Annotated in this window: 17 protein-coding genes and 1 pseudogene; 9 read left to right on the top strand and 9 right to left on the bottom strand. The window is 39.7% G+C overall.

Annotated elements, in window-relative coordinates; all coding sequences use genetic code 11:
* Window positions 1–23: 23 nt before the first annotated feature.
* From tnpB to SporoP32a_RS05070, 6 genes are all read right to left on the bottom strand, one after another.
* A complete protein-coding gene (tnpB, locus tag SporoP32a_RS05090) occupies window positions 24–380 on the bottom strand; it encodes an IS66 family insertion sequence element accessory protein TnpB (RefSeq protein ID WP_085426923.1) in 357 nt (118 codons plus the stop codon).
* The gene (gene tnpA, locus SporoP32a_RS05085) at window positions 377–682 is read right to left on the bottom strand and encodes an IS66 family insertion sequence element accessory protein TnpA (protein ID WP_085426922.1); all 306 of its coding nucleotides are present in this window, start codon (window positions 680–682) and stop codon (window positions 377–379) included. The genes tnpB and tnpA overlap by 4 nt, the downstream gene beginning before the upstream one ends.
* Window positions 683–738: 56 nt before the next feature.
* Window positions 739–909, bottom strand: a complete 171-nt coding sequence (locus SporoP32a_RS16990) for a hypothetical protein (protein WP_198166175.1) — start codon at window positions 907–909, stop codon at window positions 739–741.
* Window positions 906–1,661: an IS21-like element helper ATPase IstB gene (gene istB / locus SporoP32a_RS05080; RefSeq protein ID WP_085426921.1), complete on the bottom strand. Its 756-nt coding sequence runs from the start codon at window positions 1,659–1,661 to the stop codon at window positions 906–908. The genes SporoP32a_RS16990 and istB overlap by 4 nt, the downstream gene beginning before the upstream one ends.
* A complete protein-coding gene (gene istA / locus SporoP32a_RS05075) occupies window positions 1,658–3,193 on the bottom strand; it encodes an IS21 family transposase (protein ID WP_085426920.1) in 1,536 nt (511 codons plus the stop codon). The genes istB and istA overlap by 4 nt, the downstream gene beginning before the upstream one ends.
* 169 nt (window positions 3,194–3,362) lie before the next feature.
* Window positions 3,363–3,893: a transcriptional regulator gene (locus tag SporoP32a_RS05070; protein WP_085426919.1), complete on the bottom strand. Its 531-nt coding sequence runs from the start codon at window positions 3,891–3,893 to the stop codon at window positions 3,363–3,365.
* 164 nt (window positions 3,894–4,057) lie between these two features.
* Between SporoP32a_RS05070 and SporoP32a_RS05065 the strand changes: the two genes are divergently transcribed.
* The 6 genes from SporoP32a_RS05065 to SporoP32a_RS05040 all read left to right on the top strand — a co-directional run bounded on the left by SporoP32a_RS05065 (window position 4,058) and on the right by SporoP32a_RS05040 (window position 11,327).
* Window positions 4,058–5,215: an amidohydrolase family protein gene (locus SporoP32a_RS05065; protein WP_085426918.1), complete on the top strand. Its 1,158-nt coding sequence runs from the start codon at window positions 4,058–4,060 to the stop codon at window positions 5,213–5,215.
* A gap of 25 nt (window positions 5,216–5,240) precedes the next feature.
* A complete protein-coding gene (locus SporoP32a_RS05060; RefSeq protein WP_085426917.1) occupies window positions 5,241–6,620 on the top strand; it encodes an APC family permease in 1,380 nt (459 codons plus the stop codon).
* On the top strand, window positions 6,613–7,788 hold the full coding sequence (locus SporoP32a_RS05055) for a M20 metallopeptidase family protein (protein WP_085426916.1): 1,176 nt from the start codon (window positions 6,613–6,615) through the stop codon (window positions 7,786–7,788). The genes SporoP32a_RS05060 and SporoP32a_RS05055 overlap by 8 nt, the downstream gene beginning before the upstream one ends.
* 1 nt (window position 7,789) lies before the next feature.
* Window positions 7,790–9,160: a glutamine synthetase family protein gene (locus SporoP32a_RS05050; protein WP_232319594.1), complete on the top strand. Its 1,371-nt coding sequence runs from the start codon at window positions 7,790–7,792 to the stop codon at window positions 9,158–9,160.
* Between the two features lie 64 nt (window positions 9,161–9,224).
* Complete coding sequence (locus SporoP32a_RS05045; protein WP_085426915.1) at window positions 9,225–10,556, top strand: aspartate aminotransferase family protein; 1,332 nt, start codon at window positions 9,225–9,227, stop codon at window positions 10,554–10,556.
* Between the two features lie 36 nt (window positions 10,557–10,592).
* On the top strand, window positions 10,593–11,327 hold the full coding sequence (locus SporoP32a_RS05040; RefSeq protein WP_085426914.1) for a type 1 glutamine amidotransferase: 735 nt from the start codon (window positions 10,593–10,595) through the stop codon (window positions 11,325–11,327).
* 258 nt (window positions 11,328–11,585) lie between these two features.
* On the opposite strand, the gene SporoP32a_RS05035 is transcribed toward SporoP32a_RS05040, so the two are convergent.
* From SporoP32a_RS05035 to SporoP32a_RS05025, 3 genes and pseudogenes are all read right to left on the bottom strand, one after another.
* Entirely contained in the window at window positions 11,586–12,029 is a 444-nt protein-coding gene (locus SporoP32a_RS05035) for a MarR family winged helix-turn-helix transcriptional regulator (protein ID WP_085426913.1), read from the bottom strand.
* Complete coding sequence (locus SporoP32a_RS05030) at window positions 12,026–12,502, bottom strand: glutathione peroxidase (RefSeq protein ID WP_085426912.1); 477 nt, start codon at window positions 12,500–12,502, stop codon at window positions 12,026–12,028. The genes SporoP32a_RS05035 and SporoP32a_RS05030 overlap by 4 nt, the downstream gene beginning before the upstream one ends.
* Before the next feature lie 14 nt (window positions 12,503–12,516).
* Window positions 12,517–12,936, bottom strand: a pseudogene (locus SporoP32a_RS05025) (organic hydroperoxide resistance protein).
* Between the two features lie 299 nt (window positions 12,937–13,235).
* On the opposite strand from SporoP32a_RS05025, the gene SporoP32a_RS05020 reads away from it, so the two are divergent.
* The 3 genes from SporoP32a_RS05020 to SporoP32a_RS05010 all read left to right on the top strand — a co-directional run bounded on the left by SporoP32a_RS05020 (window position 13,236) and on the right by SporoP32a_RS05010 (window position 17,334).
* Entirely contained in the window at window positions 13,236–14,669 is a 1,434-nt protein-coding gene (locus tag SporoP32a_RS05020) for a YfcC family protein (RefSeq protein WP_085426911.1), read from the top strand.
* Between the two features lie 121 nt (window positions 14,670–14,790).
* Window positions 14,791–15,309, top strand: a complete 519-nt coding sequence (locus SporoP32a_RS05015) for a hypothetical protein (protein ID WP_085426910.1) — start codon at window positions 14,791–14,793, stop codon at window positions 15,307–15,309.
* 240 nt (window positions 15,310–15,549) lie between these two features.
* Window positions 15,550–17,334, top strand: coding sequence for a choline/carnitine O-acyltransferase (locus tag SporoP32a_RS05010; RefSeq protein WP_085426909.1), 1,785 nt, complete (start codon window positions 15,550–15,552; stop codon window positions 17,332–17,334).
* The last annotated feature ends 136 nt before the right edge of the window (window positions 17,335–17,470 follow it).

Below are 17,470 nucleotides of genomic sequence, written 5' to 3'. Positions count from 1 at the left end.
TAAAATTATTCCAAGGAGTAGACTCAAATTACTTTTTTCGCCGAGACTGAAGGGTGTGCGTCACGTTGGTTCAACGGTAACCCATCCAGGAGCCAGTTCAACTGTCGGCTCGAAATGGAAAGTGGTTGAACAGACTCAAGATCCGGCCAATCGAACAGCCCTTTCTCGAGTCTTCGGTAATAGAGCCAGAATCCATTGTGATCCCAGAATAGAATCTTGAGTTTATCTCTCTTCCGATTACAGAAGACAAAAAGTGCTTTGGAGAAAGGATCAAGTTGGAACAGCTCTTGGACAATGACAGCTAGTCCGTCAATCGACTTCCGAAGATCTGTCGGACCAGCAGCCAGATAGACGCGCCCAACGGCGCGATCATTCATCATATCTGACGTAGCGTCCGGATCACTTGAAGTAACAGAGTTTCATCATAGCCACTTGTCACCTCGATATCCACATGATTTACTTTCAAGGAAATCGAGTTCTCTATCGATTCTTCCACTACACAGGAGACCCAACTGGTCTCCTGACGTGCGGTATGATTAACTGGTGACTGCTTCCTTAGCCAATACTTCATATTGTGCACGGCAACCTCTGCAGTTTCACACCATTCAGAAAGCGCTAGTCCACTGTTTTGATATTCATCGATCTTCGCAGACCAGTATGCTTCTTTCTCTTTTCTTTTCAAATAAATACCTCCCAAAATGTGTTCTATGGGAGGAGTATCTCACGAATCTTCTTCTATTAATATGTGTTCACTATTTGACGCTTACGTTCATCCATATCTATTTCTTCTTTCTCCACATCGATACAACGAGTTAGTAGACCAACTTCCACTTTTTCCATAATTTCATCAGGCAAATATCTGTGGAAAAAATAAGTAGCGATGCGATTTTCTACTTCCTCCGGAATCATACTCTAACCCCCAAACCATGACGTTCTCTCATCGAGATTTCCCCATCAACCAGAATTTTATAGGAATCATGCACAATGCGATCGAGAATTGCGTCTGCTATCTGCGCCTGTCCTAACTTAGAGTGCCATCCCTCAGGTGAGAACTGAGAACAGAATATCGTGGATGTACGCTTTAATCTTGATTCAATGATTTCTAAGACGTGAAGGGCTTGCTCTTCAGAAAGCTCTGTCAGTAACCATTCATCTAAAATCAAGAGATCAATTTTCTTGTATTTTTGAATAACTTTACGGAAACTACCATCAGCTTCATATTTCGCTACAGCTAATTCATCCAATAATTCTGGCAATCGGATATACTTTACTTTATAAAATTGGCGACAGGCATGGATACCAAACGCATTGGCTATCCAGGTTTTCCCATTACCTGATGCGCCCATTAAAATAATGTTGTGATGATTTTGTAGATAATTCCCTGTAGCTAATTCTAAGATAAGACTCTTATCTAGTCGGCGATCTGGATGGTATTCAATATCTTCAATGGCTGCTGTTGGATTTTCAAAAGTTGCCTGTTTAATCAATCGTTCCAATCGGTTAGATTTTCGACGGTCGTATTCATAGTCAACCAACAGGTTGAAACGATCATCAAAATCCATTGCTTGATAATCTTTGTTCTGGCTCTGTTGTTGATATAGTTCTACCATGGCTATCATTTTCATCTCAGTTAATTTACGTAATGTTTCTTGGTTCATCATTTGCTTTCCCCTCCAAAGTATTTAGCTCCACGGGTAAAGCCGTGGTTTTCATGTCGATTAATCGGGTTATGGTCTTTTGGCTTGCGTTTATTTCGCCTATCCAAAATCCCTTTTAACACAGGTATGGTCGGATTAGTGGAAATTTCCAGTAATGTTTGGATTGCCGCTTCTAGCTCTTCCTTTGTATGCTTGGTGGAAACATTTCGTAACGAGCTGAGGATAGTGAGTGCTTTCTTTTCTGGATTATGCTTTAAAATGTAAGCGACCAATCGTTCCATAAAAGGTCCGATGGACTCTGCCCATTTCTGATTATTTTCCGGTGTATGCTCTAGGTATGCTCGGTGATTATCTGGCATATGGTCTGTGTTTGTCGAAAACTGTCCCACTTCACCACATAACCGTTTGTGAGATGCAATTCGTACTTCCTTAAAGTACACTTCAAGTAGATCCGCGGATAACCGAACATCGACCTGTTCACGGACATACTCATACGGAACGGAATAATACATGCGATCAACTTGGATGTGGTAGTTCAGTTGAACCTTAGCTGTTTTCCATTCTGCTAGTTTGTAACGGTTTGGAGGAAGTGGTTGAAGGTGAGATTTCTCCTCTTCCTCAAATATCTTTTTTCGTGATCCAGGACGCTTCTGAAAATCGATTTCGTTGATTTCTTCTAGTTTTTCATGGATCCGCTTATTAAGATCTTCCAAATGAAAACATTGATAGTTTCGTAAAGATGCAATAATTTGGCGTGAGATGAATCCTACTGTTCCTTCCACACTGGCCTTGTCTTTTGGTTTTCGAACTCGACTGGGCACAATGATGGTCCGATAGTAATCTGCCAATTCGCGATAGGCTTCATTGAGGAGAGGCTCTATTCGTTGAGCTTTAATCACTCCTGTTTTTAGATTGTCAGGTACCAAAGTTTCCGGCACCCCATCAAAATACTCATACGCTCTAATATGAGCAGACAACCAATTGGGCGACTTCATATCCAGAAATGCCTCTACATAGCTGAATTGACTGTAAGGCAAGGTCGCGATAAAGATATACGCAGGAATGCGTTCCCCGGTGAACCGATCGGTTACATGCAGGGTCGAGCCTGCCCAATCCACTTCCATGATTTCACCTGGCTTTCGGCGAATAGGCATGGTCAATTTATACTTTCTTGCGTATTTCCCATACTTTTCGCAGAATGTTCTGTACGCATAAGGTATTTTCCCACCTTCACGTGCTCCTACCGCATACTCATAATGCAATAAAGCTAGAGTGACATTCTTTTTTTGCAACTCTTTATGCACCTTCTCCCACTCGACAGGGAAGTATCCCTTTTCACTTGCCTGCTTCTCAGGAAAGAGAAGCTCCTCCAACCATCGGTTGGTCGTCGTGCCGTTCAAACTTTCTAAGCCGTGTTTCTTGGCACGCTGAACTACCTCGGAAACCGTATTTCGGGAATGACCAGTGCTAGAACTAATGGTGCGCTGACTGATTCCGTCAAAATACAGTTCGAGGATTTTGCGACAATTAACCACAAAAAAACCTCCTGTATAATAAAATTGTCATGCTTGTACGCATGCGATTTCAATTATACAGAAGGTGATTTAATTAGTAGGGCGGCTCTCGTGTCCGCATTCATTGGCTCAATCGTCCGCGCTGGGTGGCTCAAAACTCCGCAGAGGTGGCTCAATTCACATGCAATAATCAATTGACTTTATCCGAAAATACCTCGGCAGCATATCTCCCCTGAACGTCTTTTGTCTCTCTTGAATCCAGTTCGCCTTGCTTTTTATTATAAAGAACAACTTTTTGGCTATTGTCTATAAAACAGATTCCCTCTTCTATATGATCTAAGATTATTTCAAACTGACGTAAATACTGCTGGTACTTTTGTATTTCTGTATTCTGACGGTTAATGGTTGTAACTTGCCGCAAAATTATAAGTGCTTCTGAATTATCAATCGCATGTATATTGACTAAAGCATGGTTTTGTCCAATGGACATATCTATATTCTTCATGTCTATTCTATTCATGAAGAATTGAGAGATTTTTGTAGAAGGAAGATAATTATGTATGGATTTACTAACTAGTTGGCTTTTAGTGGCTCCAGGGAAATAGTCTACTGCTGATTGATTAAGTGTTTTAATAAAACCATGTTTATCGATAATTATAATCCCTTCGAAGAGATAAGGTGCTAATAATTGGGTTGCGTCTTTCAAGTTGAATTCATTCATTTTTTTCTCCTTTTGTAAAAATATTTTTCTTTCCTTGAAGTTTAAAAGTTTAGAAAATATAATCAATCATATCACAATTTTCAGAATAGAAAAAACAGTAGCGGAAATTTTTTTCCGAAAGTAATTTTTCTTTTTTGGAATGCAGAATTGAGAGGAGATATGGAATGAAGAAAGTAAACCTAACTGGAGTAAAAGTAGTGGACGTGCATGCACATCCGTTTAAAGAAAATCGAGAATCCCAATCACCAGTCGGATTTTTACGGAACCTTTCCTTATCAGTAATTCCGGAGATGTTTTCAGACTTGAGTGAAGTAGAACAGCATCAGCCGTATCCAGGATCGAATATGTGGATCCAAAGGCTGCTAAGAGGAATGTCGCGTTATCTCAATTGCGATGAGGAAATTGAAGCAATTGTCCATGCAAGAAATGAGCAATCAAAAGATTTTTCTGCCTATACTCAAAAACTTTTCAAGGATGTAAATTTGCAGGGAGCTATCATGGATTTTGGCTATCCGCAACCTCCGATAGACAGAGAGAAGTTCGAAGTATTATGTGATATCAAGGTTTGGGAAATAAGTAGAATAGAGCCTCTTATGGTGGAGCTTTCTGAGAATCATCAATCATTTGAAGATTTCATTAGCCTTTATAGAAAGCGCTTACAAGAGGATTTGAGAAAAGAACATATAGTAGGATTAAAAACAATTATTGCTTACCGAAGCGGCTTGGATGTTGAAGAAATTGATGAGTCAGCAGCGTCAGGAGAATATGAAACATTTAAAAATGATACAAGAGCTCCCGTAAAAAGGCTTCGTGACTACTGTTTCCATATTGCGATGGAATGTTGCACTGAAGCAGACAAATTTATGCATATTCATACGGGCATCGGCGATGGAGAAGTTGTACTTCCAAAAGCAAGCCCAAGTTACTTGTTAGATATTTTTCGTCAAAAAAAATACGAAAATACAAAAGTTCATCTTGTCCACGGAGGCTACCCATGGATGGAGGAGGCTGCCTTTATAGTCAGTATCCTTCCTAATGTATATATGGATATTTCTTTACAAAATCCATTTACGGCACATGGAGTCGAACGGATTATGTCTCAAGTATTTGAATTGGCACCGTTTGATAAGGTCATGTATGGATCAGATGCTTTTACAGTTCCTGAAATGAACTGGATGGGTGTTAAGATTTTTATTGAAAACTTTGAGCGAGTGCTGAATTCGTGGGTTGAAAAAGATTACATGGATGTGGAAAGGGCTCAATATATCGGGGAAATGGTTCTCTATAGGAATTTTGAAAAGATTTACAATATCACACTATAAAAAAGAATAGGGAAGGGGAAATTTTATGAGTGATCATTTACAGTTGGATCTTCAGCCGAAAAGAACTTTAAAATTCTGGCACATTTGGGCTTTGGGAGTCGGAGCAGTAGTTGGCGACGGGATTTTTCTTTTGATGGGTGAAGGAATTGCTGTGGCGGGACCAAGTTCAATTATTTCGTACGGAGTAGCAGGTCTGTCACAGTTATTTCTAATAATGGCATTAGTGGAAATGGCGGTTGCCATGCCAAATGCAGGAGCAATGTCATACTGGGTTGAACGGATTTTGGGGAAGTCTTGGGGGTTCATTGCGGGAATGACATTTGCGATCGGCTGGATTATAGCTGGCGGCAGTGTAGGACTAGCACTTGGAAAAATAACAATGTGGTATTTCCCGAGTTTAACTGCTGAATGGTGGCCGATGGTGTTTGCACTGGTGTTTATCACCTTATTTGCTTTAATGAATATAGCGGGTACTATGCTTGCAGCCAGGATACAGCTTTGGCTCGTGTTGGGCCTTGTAGCTATAATGATCGTATTTGCGGTTATTGGTCTTAAAGATGTAAATCTTAGTAACTTCACTCCTCTGATGCCACATGGAGCGTCAGGATTTTTAAGTGCGATACCTTTAGGTACGTATGCATATTTAGGCGCGCTTACGCTTGTTACAGCAGGAGCTGAAGCTATTAATCCTGAACGAGACCTTCCGCGCGGACTGATCTGGTCAAGTCTGACATTTTTATTTATTTATTCTTTTGCCCATTTCGTACTTCAAGGTATCATCCCTTGGCAAAATGTGACGATTGACAGTTCACCATTTACAGTGGCAGCAGGTCAAGTTTTTGGTGTTGCAGGTGCATTTATTATGAATACTGCTGCATGGGTAGCCGCAGCAACTACTATTCTCATGGGAACTATTTATGCGACTTCACGTATTTTTTATTCTCAGGCAAGGGAGGGCATGCTGCCTAAATTCATGGGTAAAATACACCCTAAAACTTACACGCCCATTAATGCAATTATAGTAATTTGGGCTGCAACTGTTTTATTGATTGTTATCGGTCAATTTAATCCGGATTTGATATATATAGAGTTATCAAATCAGCTTGTGATTGCTTGGTTGTTTTCATGGGGGATTACATTGGTTGCCAGTGTGATTTACAGAGTACGCTACAAAGAAGAAGTAGCAAAGTTATCATGGAGACAACCCTTGTTTCCGATGTTTCCTGTATTAGGGTTTATCGGTATAGTAGTTGTTCTTTATGGATCATTCGTCAATGATCTGGGGACGTTACTAAGAGGTGCTGCTTGGCTAACTGTGCTGTTTGTTCTATTTAAAATCTTCAATAAAAATGCCTTTCGCAAAAATAGCGCGGAACCAATAAAAGGTGATTTGGACTATGAATAACAAAGACTATTTGAATCAATTAAAAGATGAAGTAATATCCATTCGAAGAGAACTCCATCAAAATCCCGAGCTGTCTTTTAAAGAGTATCAAACAGCGGAAACTATCACGAAGATTCTCACTGGCTGGGGGATTAACTATAAAAAGATCGGGGAAACAGGAGTGTTTGTCGACATCATTGGGAACGCTTCAGGCAAAACCATAGGCTTGCGTGCTGATATTGATGCACTGCCTATTCAAGAAGAGGCAGAAGTTTCTTACCGTTCACGTAATGATGGAGTAATGCATGCATGCGGTCATGACGGGCATACGGCTATGCTATTAGGTGCAGCTAAACTGCTGCATGAAAAGAAAGATGAGCTTCAAGGAACTGTACGCTGTATTTTCCAGCCCGGTGAAGAATTGGATGGAGCGGCACAGGAGCTCATTGATAGAGGAGTACTTGAAAATCCCTCAGTAGAATGTGTAGTCAGTATGCACTTATGGCCATATCTGCCGTTAGGAACTGTTGGTGTGAAGAGCGGAAGCATGACGGCATCTTGTGACGATTTTAAAATTGTTATTAAAGGTAAGGGTGGTCATTGTGCAAGACCCCATCTAGGTATTGATGCTATTAATATAGCAACAAAGTTAGTTCAAGACTTGCAAGAAATTCCGTTGAAACACACAAGTCCTACTCAGCCGGCTTTAGTTCATATTGGTAAAATTCAAGGCGGAGAAGCTAATAATGTAATAGCAGATATAGTTGAAATAGAAGGTACAGCAAGATCATTCTCTGCGCCAACGAGACAATTGATCAGGAAAAAGATTGAAGATATTTGTGAAGCCGCAGAAGGATTATGGAATGCCACTATAAAGATAGAATATATTATTGGTGCCCCAGCAATCAATAACTCACTCAGTATGACAGAGTTATTTAAGACAACTGCGACTGATTTGCTTGGTGATACTCAAGTCTATGAGCTTGATGAACCTTCGATGGGTGCCGATGACTTCGGATACTTTTCGGAAAAAGTACCGTCGCTGTACTTCCGGTTAGGTATTAAAAAAGACAATGAAGAAATATTCGATCTGCATCATCCCAAGTTTCACTTCGACGATACGGTCTTGATTTACGGTGTTGAACTATATACAAGTATTGCCGAAGAGTTGCTGAAAAGGAGAGAGTGAAATGACATCAATTAAACTAACGAATATGAACTCGAAGCAAGAAGAAGTATTAGAGAGAATAGAGCGCGAGAATATCCAATATGTACGTGTGGAATTTTTAGATTACGCAGGAACAATTCGTGCCCGCACTATTCATAAGAGTCAAGTGAGAAGCGCAATGGAAACAGGGGTTAATTTCAGTACAGCTATTATGAATTTCAATATGTTTGATAGGATGATTGAAAATGCCAGATATGGAGCGGACGATGGTGATTTCTTTGCTATGCCTGATCCAGACACTTTTGTAATTCTACCGCACAGAAATCAAACGGCGCGTATGTATGCTGATTTAGTAGATGAAGATGGAAACCCTTGGCACGGCTGTCCCAGAAGTGCATTAAAAAGGCTGTTGAAGGAAGCTAAAGAAGAAACCGGCGGCGAGATTAATATGGTCTACGAACAAGAAGCCTACTTGTTAAAAGAGCATGACGGAAAACTTGTACCCGCTGATAACAGCTTATGTTTTTCAACGGATGGATTGGATATTCAAGAAGAATTTGTTCAAAAGTTTGTTGAAATTATGTATAAGTTGGGAATTGAAACAGAACAGATATCAAGTGAATACGGTCCTGGACAACTGGAAATTAATACAAAATACGATGAAAGTCTTAAAGCGACAGATAACCAAGTAACTTTCCGTCAGCTATTCAAACATTTAGCCAGAGATATGGGGATGGTTGGGACTTTGGCACCGAAACCTTTTGAAGAATATGCAGGCAGTGGGCTGCATGTCCATATCAGTATATTTGACGGAGAGCGGAATGTTTTTAAAGAAACTAATGATAGCAGAGGATTAGAGCTGTCTGATACTGCCTATTACTTCATAGGCGGCATTTTGCACCACGCGAAAGCGCTTTCTGCAATAGCTGCGCCTACTATGAATTCTTATAAGCGCTTATTGCCTGGAACTTTTGCTCCTGCACATGTTTGCTATGGAGTAGGCAACCGTTCTGCACTCGTCCGTGTTCTTGAACCCCGACGAGAAAGGAGATTTGAATACAGAGGTGCAGATGGAACGTGTAACCCGTATATGTTGTCATCTGCTTTGATTGCTGCAGGGTTGCATGGTATTCGGCAGAAGATGGATCCTGGTCTTCCACTTGAAAAAGATATTGCTTCATTATCAGCTGAAGAATTAATCACATTAGGCGTAGAAGATGCACCGAGAGATTTAAAGGAAGCTCTTTATTATCTTGAAAAAGATACGATACTCGCAGAAAGTATTGGAAGAGATATTTGGGAAGAGTTTATTAAAGTTAAAAAATCTGAATGGAAATCTCATTTTTATCAAGTAAATGAATGGGAAAGACAGTTGTTTTCTTCTGTTTATTAATTAAACTCAACGATTCAGAAGGTGGCGTAAGAGTTAATATATTTTTTAGAAGGTGGAGATATGTTTGACGAAAACAGACACCATTATTGAGAGAGAAAAAAAGTTGATTTCAAAAGCGCTCAGTCTTCGTTTCCATCCAATCTCTGTAGAGAGTGCATCTGGAACGAGAATTATTGATACGGAGGGTACTTCTTATCTAGATTTAACAGCAGGTTGGGCAGTGGCAAACATCGGTTATAGCCGAGAAGAAGTTGCAAAGGTAATATATGATCAATATAAAAAGCTTTCATTCACTACCCAACTTAGTGCACCAAGTGAAACAATGACTACACTGGCAGATGAATTAATCAGTATTTCACCGGGGACATTTGAGAAGAAAGTATGGTTTGGACATTCGGGATCGGATGCGAACGAATTTATTAGCAAGTTTATACCAGTGGCTGCCGGACGTTCAAAAATGATATCTTTCTTCGGCTCATATCACGGACAAACAATGGGTGCTTCCTCCCTTTCAGGCCATGCCGCTCAATCGATGTTTGAAGGAAGAGGAAATGTCGTTAAAATTCCGTACCCAAATGAATTCCGGCCATTCAGTGGAATTAAAGAAAATATCAAAGAACAAGCCATTCACTTTTTAAAAGAGGTATTTGCTACAGTATGTCCTCCTGGAGATACTGCAGGGGTAATTATCGAAGCGATACAAAGTGATGGCGGAATGGTACTGCCACCTGAAGGTTTTTTACAGGCTCTAAGTGAGATATGCGATCAGCATGGAATCTATCTGATCCTGGATGAAGTGAAGGTGGGTTTAGGACGGACTGGAAAATGGTTTGCGTTTGAACACGATAATATTATTCCGGATGCAATCGTGGTCGGTAAATCTCTTGGTGCTGGTGTACCTATAAGTGCAGTTATCGGGAGAAAGGAAATCATGGATGCTGTTCCGGCTGGCCATATGTTCACTGCCAGTGGGAATCCTATTTCCACTGCTGCTGCCATAGAAAATTTAAGTATTATTAAAGAAGAAAATTTAATGAGTAATGCAACAGAACGCGGAAATCAGTTTTTGACAGGTCTTAAGGAAATTAAAAAGAAATACAATTTTATTGGAGATGTAAGAGGTAAAGGGCTGGCAATAGGGATTGAGATTGTTGAATCTGAAAGCAACCAACCCGATCCGTTAGTGACTGCAGCTATATGCTACCGGTCTTACGAATTAGGCTTGCTTGTATATACAGTAGGAATTCATGGGAATGTACTAGAGATCACACCTCCGCTTATAATTACTGAGAATGAAGTACAAGAAGCTCTGAATCTTTTGGAAGCTGCTTGTGAAGATGTAGCGCAAGGCGATTTTGATTATGCCAAATTAGAAGAATACACTGGTTGGGGTTAACTTGTAAGTATACTTATAGAAAGGTGCAGTTAGAATATGAAAGTTTGTATCTTACAGCACGAAGGTTTAGTTGCACCTGGTTTTGTAAAGGAATGGGTGATCAGCCGATGTCATGAAATGCAAATTATTCGTGTAGACTGTGGGCAAGAGTATCCCCCAATCGAAAACTTTGAAATGCTAATTATATTAGGCGGTCAAGCGGGCGCGTATGAAGAACAAGAGTATCCCTGGTTAATAAGAGAGAAGAAATGGATTCGCAGTGTAGCGGACAGTGGAAAACCGATCTTTGGAATATGTTTAGGGGCCCAACTACTTGCTAGTGTGTATGGAAAATCTGTAAGAAAAGCCAAGTATAAAGAAATAGGTTGGTGGAAGATTTCTTTTGTTGAAAACAGCGAGTCTCATGTTTTACTAGAAGGCTTGCCGAACGAAATTCCATTTTTTCAGTTTCATCAAGATACATTTGATCTGCCTGAAGACGCTGTACTTCAAGCAGACAATGAAGCATTCGATAATCAAGCATTTACAATAGGACGTTCTATTCTCGGAGTTCAATTTCACCCCGAAATTGATAATGAATATCTACAGCGTATACTAGATAAGTTTGGTGACTCCTTCGAAAAAGGTCGCTATACACAAACATCTCAGGAAATAGCCAATAAAGAAACTTGTCAGCAAAGCAAAAAATATCTATTTCAGATCTTGGATAACTTTGAACGTTTAATTGACCAGGAAAATACCAGCTCCATAAAAAATAACATGTCAATGTAAATAAACAATTTAATACTTCTAAGTGAAGAAAAACAAGTGACTTGCTCGAGGTCAAGACTGGTTCTAAAACAAGGTACCTTAAACTTATGTTCGAATATGATATCAACAAGAACAAACGATAGAACAACTGTGAAAATCAGTCACTCTATCGTTTTTTTTTGTACATTTTATTCAAAATGAAAAAAGCACCAGATCCCCACACAACTCAGAATAAATTCTAAATAAATCTAGAATCATGTGCGGACCCAGTACCCTTCATCACAACCTCGTACGCTCTTTCAACTTCCCCTGCAACTCATTTAATCGAACCATAAGCTCTTCATACTCACTTAACCCAATATTACACAATTGAATTTCCTCATTAACTCGTTCAATAATAGAGTTTTTCTCGTCGTATGCTTTTTTCTCTAACTTGACATAAACTTTACGTTCGTCTTCTACTGAACGTTCTTTGCGTAGCCAACCTTTTTCCTGCATACGGGAAATCATCGGTGTGAGCGTCCCTGTGCCTAGGCCTACTTGTTCGCCGAGCTCTTTCATCGTGATTTCGTCATGTTCCCATAACGCGAGCAGCACTAGGTATTGAGGATACGTAAGTCCGAATGATTTTAAGACACTGGCGTATAACTTGGTGAACTCTCCAGCCGTTTCATAAACCGCAAAACAGAGCTGTTTATCTAGTGTAGAAAAGTCTTTTTTCATAATAGCTTTTCCACATCGTCCGCCAGCTTTGCAGGATCGGTTTGGGGTGCGTATCGCTTCACGACGTGTCCGTTACGATCTACTAGGAACTTTGTGAAATTCCACTTGATTTTCTTCGAGAGCAGTCCGCTTTTCTCTGTTGTCAGGTAATCGAATAACGGGTCTGCTTCATCGCCGTTTACGTTCACTTTTGCCATCATTGGGAATGAAACACCATAGTTCAGTTGGCAGAATTCAGTTGTTTGATCAATATTATCAAATTCCTGGTCATTGAATTGATCGCAAGGAAAACCGACTACCATCAGGCCATCGTCTTTATATTGTTCATATAGCGATTGTAAACCACCGAACTGTGGAGCGAAGCCACATTTACTAGCTGTGTTGACGATAACTAAAGGCTTTCCTTCATACTCTTTCAAAGACAAGATCTCGCCATCCGTTTTTTTAACTTCAAAATCGTATACCGATACCAAGTAAATTCCTCCTTTTATTTCACTGTGATTTCCACTTCGACATTCCCGTTGAGTGCTTTAGAATACGGGCAGTAATTATGTGCTTTCTTTGCATATTCTTCTGCAGTTGCTTGATCTACACCTTCGATTGTTACTTCAAGTTTAGCGCCTAGCTTCACGCCGCCGTCGGTTTTATCCGGATAAAGTGCTACAGTTGCGATGACTTCACTACTAGCATACTCTACTTTTCCTTTGTCTAACTGAATTTCAAGTGCACTGTTGAAACATGCGCTTTATCCAGCCGCAAACAATTGTTCAGGATTTGATGCGCCAGACACAACACCGCCAAGTGCTACAGGCTTTGCTACATCTAAATTGAAAATATTATCTGGTGAATAAACAGAGCCATCGCGTCCGCCTGTGTTAATAATCGTCGTTTCGTATAGTGGTTTCATGTAAAATTCCTCTTTTCTTTTTATGTTGTGTACGATTTAATCTTATACGATTTAATTTACAAAAGCAATGATTTTGTTTCTGAATGAAAAATAAAAAGTATCGGCTCATGTATCCTTACAAAGGAAGCCTTGATTAATACGAAAATAATATATAGTATAGAATGTATTCAATTGCCAAAATTGATAGAATACTTTATTTCCTGAAAGTCCTGTTTACTGTGAACGAATGGAAAAGAGTTATTCAACAAGAAAAACACATCAAAGTTCCTGACTCCATACAAGTGTAGGGGGTCGTGTGAATGGTGAAAGAGGAGGTACGTTTAGTGAAAGAAAATGAAGTGAAAAGTGAAAAGAAGAAATTTTCGCTGCCTCATATTTTCGTTATCCTGTTTATGATTATAATCTTGGCTTCTCTAGCCAGTTATATCGTGCCTGCAGGTGAGTACGAACGTGTGACGATGGAAGACGGTAGGGAGGTTATTGATCCCAATACGTTTGAATTGGTTGAAAGGACACCGGTTGGTCTATTTGATTTTATGTTTGCGGTTCCAACGGGCTTGATTGAGACAGCAGAAATTATTTTTGGAGTTCTTATGATTGGCGGTATGTTCGCGGTCATTGAACGAACTGGAATAATTAGTATCGGTGTTGGGAAATTAGCACATATGTTTTCAAATAGGGGACTATGGGTGATCCCGATATTGATGATCCCTTTTGCAATTATTACTACGTTTACGGGTCAAGTTGAATTATCCTTAATCTACTTGCCTGCTATTTTACCCCTCATGCTGAAACTCGGTTTTGATAAAGTTACAGCAGCAGGAACAGTGCTTGTGGCTACGATCTCTGGATTTACTGTTGCACTCACATCTCCTGCAAACTTAGGTGTTTCCCAGACGGTATCTCAACTTCCGTTATACTCTGGAATGGGTTACCGAATTATTATTCTGGCTACTATACTCTTAGTTGGAATAGTATTCGTCGTTCGATACGCTAAAAAGGTGCGGAGTCATCCCGAGTTAAGTATTACATATGATGCGTCTGATTTAACGCAGAATGCAGCAATGCTGGACACGGATCAGCAAAAAGCAACAACTAGGCAAAAACTTGCTTCTGTTGTGGTGTTGATTGCGTTTGGTGTGTTACTTTGGGGCTTGTTCGAACACGGCTGGTATTTCCGGGAACTATCTGGTTTATATATTATGACCGGAATTATTGTGGGTCTTGTTGGAGGTCTCGGAGTATCTCAGATTTCGGAATCCTTTATTGAAGGATTTAAAAATATCCTCTTAGGGGCGTTAATCGTTGGCGTAGCACGTGGAGTCGCGGTTGTGCTAAATGACGGAAATATTATGGATACTATTACGTATGCAGCTGGGAATCTAGTAGCAGCAATGCCAAGTAGTGTTACGGCTACGATCATGTTAGTGGTCCAAGGATTACTGAACTTCCTAATTCCGTCGGGAAGTGGACAAGCGATGGTTACTATGCCCATTATGTCTGGGCTTGCGGACTTGTCAGGTGTTTCTAGGCAAACAGCAGTACTTGCCTTCTTATTCGGAGATGGTTTCTCGAACATTTTCTATCCGACGTCCGGATACTTTATGGCAGCTTTAGCAATTGTGGGAATCCAGTGGAGCAAATGGGTGAAATTCATTTGGCCGCTTCTCTTAATCTGGTATGGGCTAGCTATTGCATTCCTATTCATTGCGCAATTTATTAACTATTCTTAAATAAAATACCTGTGTAAGAAACAAACATGAATATTTAACCATTCATGAGAGTTTCGTGCGCAGGTGTTTTTAATTTCCAATAATATGTTAGGATAAAGTAAAAAGGGAAGGGGAGTTTGAATTGAAAAAGATGAATAGTGCATTGGGATCGTTTGTTATCCTTGGGCTATTGTTAGCGAGTTGCGCAGCGGATGACGAAGAAACGAAGCAAGTCGATGCGCCCGTGCAACAAGTCGAGCCGGCACAAGACAATGAGTCAAAAGGCGAAGTAATGGAACGTCCACCAATGGTCAACGAATTCAATGAAGAAACCGATGACCTTGAAGAAGCTTTCTTCTCGGAATATTCAAGCGTGAAAAGTTTCGTTGAAAGCTCCGTAAATCACATGAAAGAGGGATCTGACTATCGAGAGAAATTTGCGCATGCTGAACAATTTCTTGCAGAATCGACAATCACGTATATCGGATATTTCCACGAAGAAATTGAAGAACTTGGCATGACTGAAGACTTCGAAGAACTAAAGACGGCAGCAGCAGAACTAATTGAGAAGTTTGGGACAAGCGGCGAACATCTTGAAGGGTATGAAACGAAGTATATGGAATTCGAAAATAAAATGAAGGACATCTCTTCAAAAATGTAAATAGACGTTCTTTTTAAAATAAGATACCTGTGTGAGATCCTTTTACTACATGTAATACTGTTTGATTTTGACAAACCCACTAGTTACAATTACTATCAATGCATATCGTGATTGAAGTTTGATTTCGGTCTAATGATTTTATTGAATGCAAAAACAACAATAAATAAATTGTTCGAAAAGAAGATTGGACACCCGATCTTCTTTTTAACGTTAAAAATGATAATCGCTTAGAAATGAATCATGAAGGAGATAATTATTATAAACAAGACATTTGCTTACAAAAATGAATTACCATCTTTACCAATACCGCCATTGACGAGTACAAGAGAGCGACTTCTTGAATGGGTTGAACCATTTTTAAACGATAAACAACTTGCAGAAACTACTGAGGTTGTGAACGATTTCTTCAAAGTAGATGGAGACGCAGAAAAACTTCAAAAAAAATTGTGCGAATTGGATGCCGAAATTGAAGGGAGTTGGCTAAAGCCTTTATGGGATGATATGTATTTAACATTCCGTGATCCATTACCAACGGGCATGCATTTCAATATTTTATTGGATAATAAAAACCATGAAAATCGATATACGCGTGCGGAACTTGCCGGAAAGGTAAGCCGTTTAGTCACGGAATTATATCATTTAATCATTGATGGCGAAGTAGCGCCCGTCGTAAAAAATGGTGTGCCCCAAGATATGAGTCAATATAAGAAGTTTTTCAAGTCCATTCGCATACCGAGAGTAGAAAGAGATGAATTTAGACTAGCGGCATTTGAGAAAAGAAATAACCATGTCATTATTTTATATAAGAGAAATGTGTATAAAGTGAATGTAACAAATAGTGAAGGTGAAATGTATCAAAGCAGTGAAATCGCACATGCTATTGAGCGAACTTTTCAAGAAGAGCAAAGTGAAGGCGCCAACGTAGGGATTTTTACAACTGCGAAAAGAGACGAAGCTGCGAAGATATATGATCAACTCACTGTATCTAAAGTGAATGCGAATCATCTACAAGCGATAGCGGATTCTTTAATTGTCCTATCTATGGATGAAGAAAGTAGTAGTTCCGAAGAAGCGATTGAGAATTTAATGTTAAATGGAACGAATAAATACTTTGATAAAACCATCCAAGTGATCCTCACTAATAAAGGTGAATTGGGTTATAGCATCGAGCACTCTTCGGTTGATGGTACGACGATATTTGCTGTCATTAGCTATGTAAATGAAGGTCTGGAAAGTGATGAGCCTGAAAAAATATATACGACTGAACCTACTCTAATGGAAAAACAACAATGGGAATTATCTGCGGAGATGGAGAAGTCATTAATGAAATTTGAAAAAGAGAATGCAAGAATCAAAAAAGAGTTCTCTATTAAAACGACAATCTTCAACAGCTTTGGTTCAGATGAAATCAAAACCATGAATATTAGTCCGGACGCGTTTTTTCATATGGCCTTACAAATTGCACAGTACAGAACGTTTGGCGTATTTAGAAGCGTTTATGAACCCGTTTCAGTTCGTGCATTTTATGAGGGAAGAACAGAATGTGCAAGAGCGACCAGTATGGAAAAGATCGACTTGGTGAAAGCGCTAGAAAATGGTGAAGAGAGTCATGAAGTGTTGTATGACTTGATGCAAAAGGCGAGTGCGGCCCATACAGATCGAATCATCAGGTGCCGTAAAGGATTCGGTGTTGAAAGGCATATGTACGGCCTAGAGCAAATGTATAAGTTGCACGGGGAAGACCTCGGTATGACGGATAGACCTGCACTCTTTAGCGACACTGGTTATTTGACAATGCGTCATGATTTTATTTCGACAAGTGGTATGGCGTATGACAATGTAAAGTATCGGATATTCGGACCAGTCGTTGAAGGTGGTTTTGGACTCGCTTATATTTTATTGGATCAATCGATTTCTATTAATATCTCCTCCAGTGCGGATGAAGCACATCATGCGCAAGAGTTAACAAATCATTTGGAAGATGCATTTTTAGAATTACGACAGATTGTGGACCGTATTCTTTAAATAAGGTACCTGTGCGCGAAACCATCATGAAAGTTTCATGCACAGGTACTTTTAGTAAGATATTACCCAGAATCCTAACTTCTGAGTAGTATCTTTTTTACATACATCCGTACCAAAATCCCCCAACAGACAAAGT

Source organism: Sporosarcina ureae, from assembly GCF_002109325.1.
GTDB lineage: Bacteria > Bacillota > Bacilli > Bacillales_A > Planococcaceae > Sporosarcina > Sporosarcina ureae_C.
Note: the sequence above shows the minus strand (reverse complement) of the source record. Positions and strands in the feature narration are given on the sequence as shown.

Bases quoted from the DNA above. Each gene is read 5' to 3' on its own strand.
- SporoP32a_RS05070 (WP_085426919.1), bottom strand. From the start codon at position 3,893: ATGAATGAATTCAACTTGAAAGACGCAACCCAATTATTAGCACCTTAT.
- SporoP32a_RS05040 (WP_085426914.1), top strand. From the start codon at position 10,593: ATGAAAGTTTGTATCTTACAGCACGAAGGTTTAGTTGCACCTGGTTTT.
- SporoP32a_RS05055 (WP_085426916.1), top strand. From the start codon at position 6,613: ATGAATAACAAAGACTATTTGAATCAATTAAAAGATGAAGTAATATCC.
- SporoP32a_RS05050 (WP_232319594.1), top strand. From the start codon at position 7,790: ATGACATCAATTAAACTAACGAATATGAACTCGAAGCAAGAAGAAGTA.
- tnpB (WP_085426923.1), bottom strand. From the start codon at position 380: ATGATGAATGATCGCGCCGTTGGGCGCGTCTATCTGGCTGCTGGTCCG.
- SporoP32a_RS16990 (WP_198166175.1), bottom strand. From the start codon at position 909: ATGATTCCGGAGGAAGTAGAAAATCGCATCGCTACTTATTTTTTCCAC.
- SporoP32a_RS05020 (WP_085426911.1), top strand. From the start codon at position 13,236: ATGGTGAAAGAGGAGGTACGTTTAGTGAAAGAAAATGAAGTGAAAAGT.
- SporoP32a_RS05060 (WP_085426917.1), top strand. From the start codon at position 5,241: ATGAGTGATCATTTACAGTTGGATCTTCAGCCGAAAAGAACTTTAAAA.
- SporoP32a_RS05065 (WP_085426918.1), top strand. From the start codon at position 4,058: ATGAAGAAAGTAAACCTAACTGGAGTAAAAGTAGTGGACGTGCATGCA.
- SporoP32a_RS05035 (WP_085426913.1), bottom strand. From the start codon at position 12,029: ATGAAAAAAGACTTTTCTACACTAGATAAACAGCTCTGTTTTGCGGTT.
- SporoP32a_RS05010 (WP_085426909.1), top strand. From the start codon at position 15,550: ATGAAGGAGATAATTATTATAAACAAGACATTTGCTTACAAAAATGAA.
- istB (WP_085426921.1), bottom strand. From the start codon at position 1,661: ATGATGAACCAAGAAACATTACGTAAATTAACTGAGATGAAAATGATA.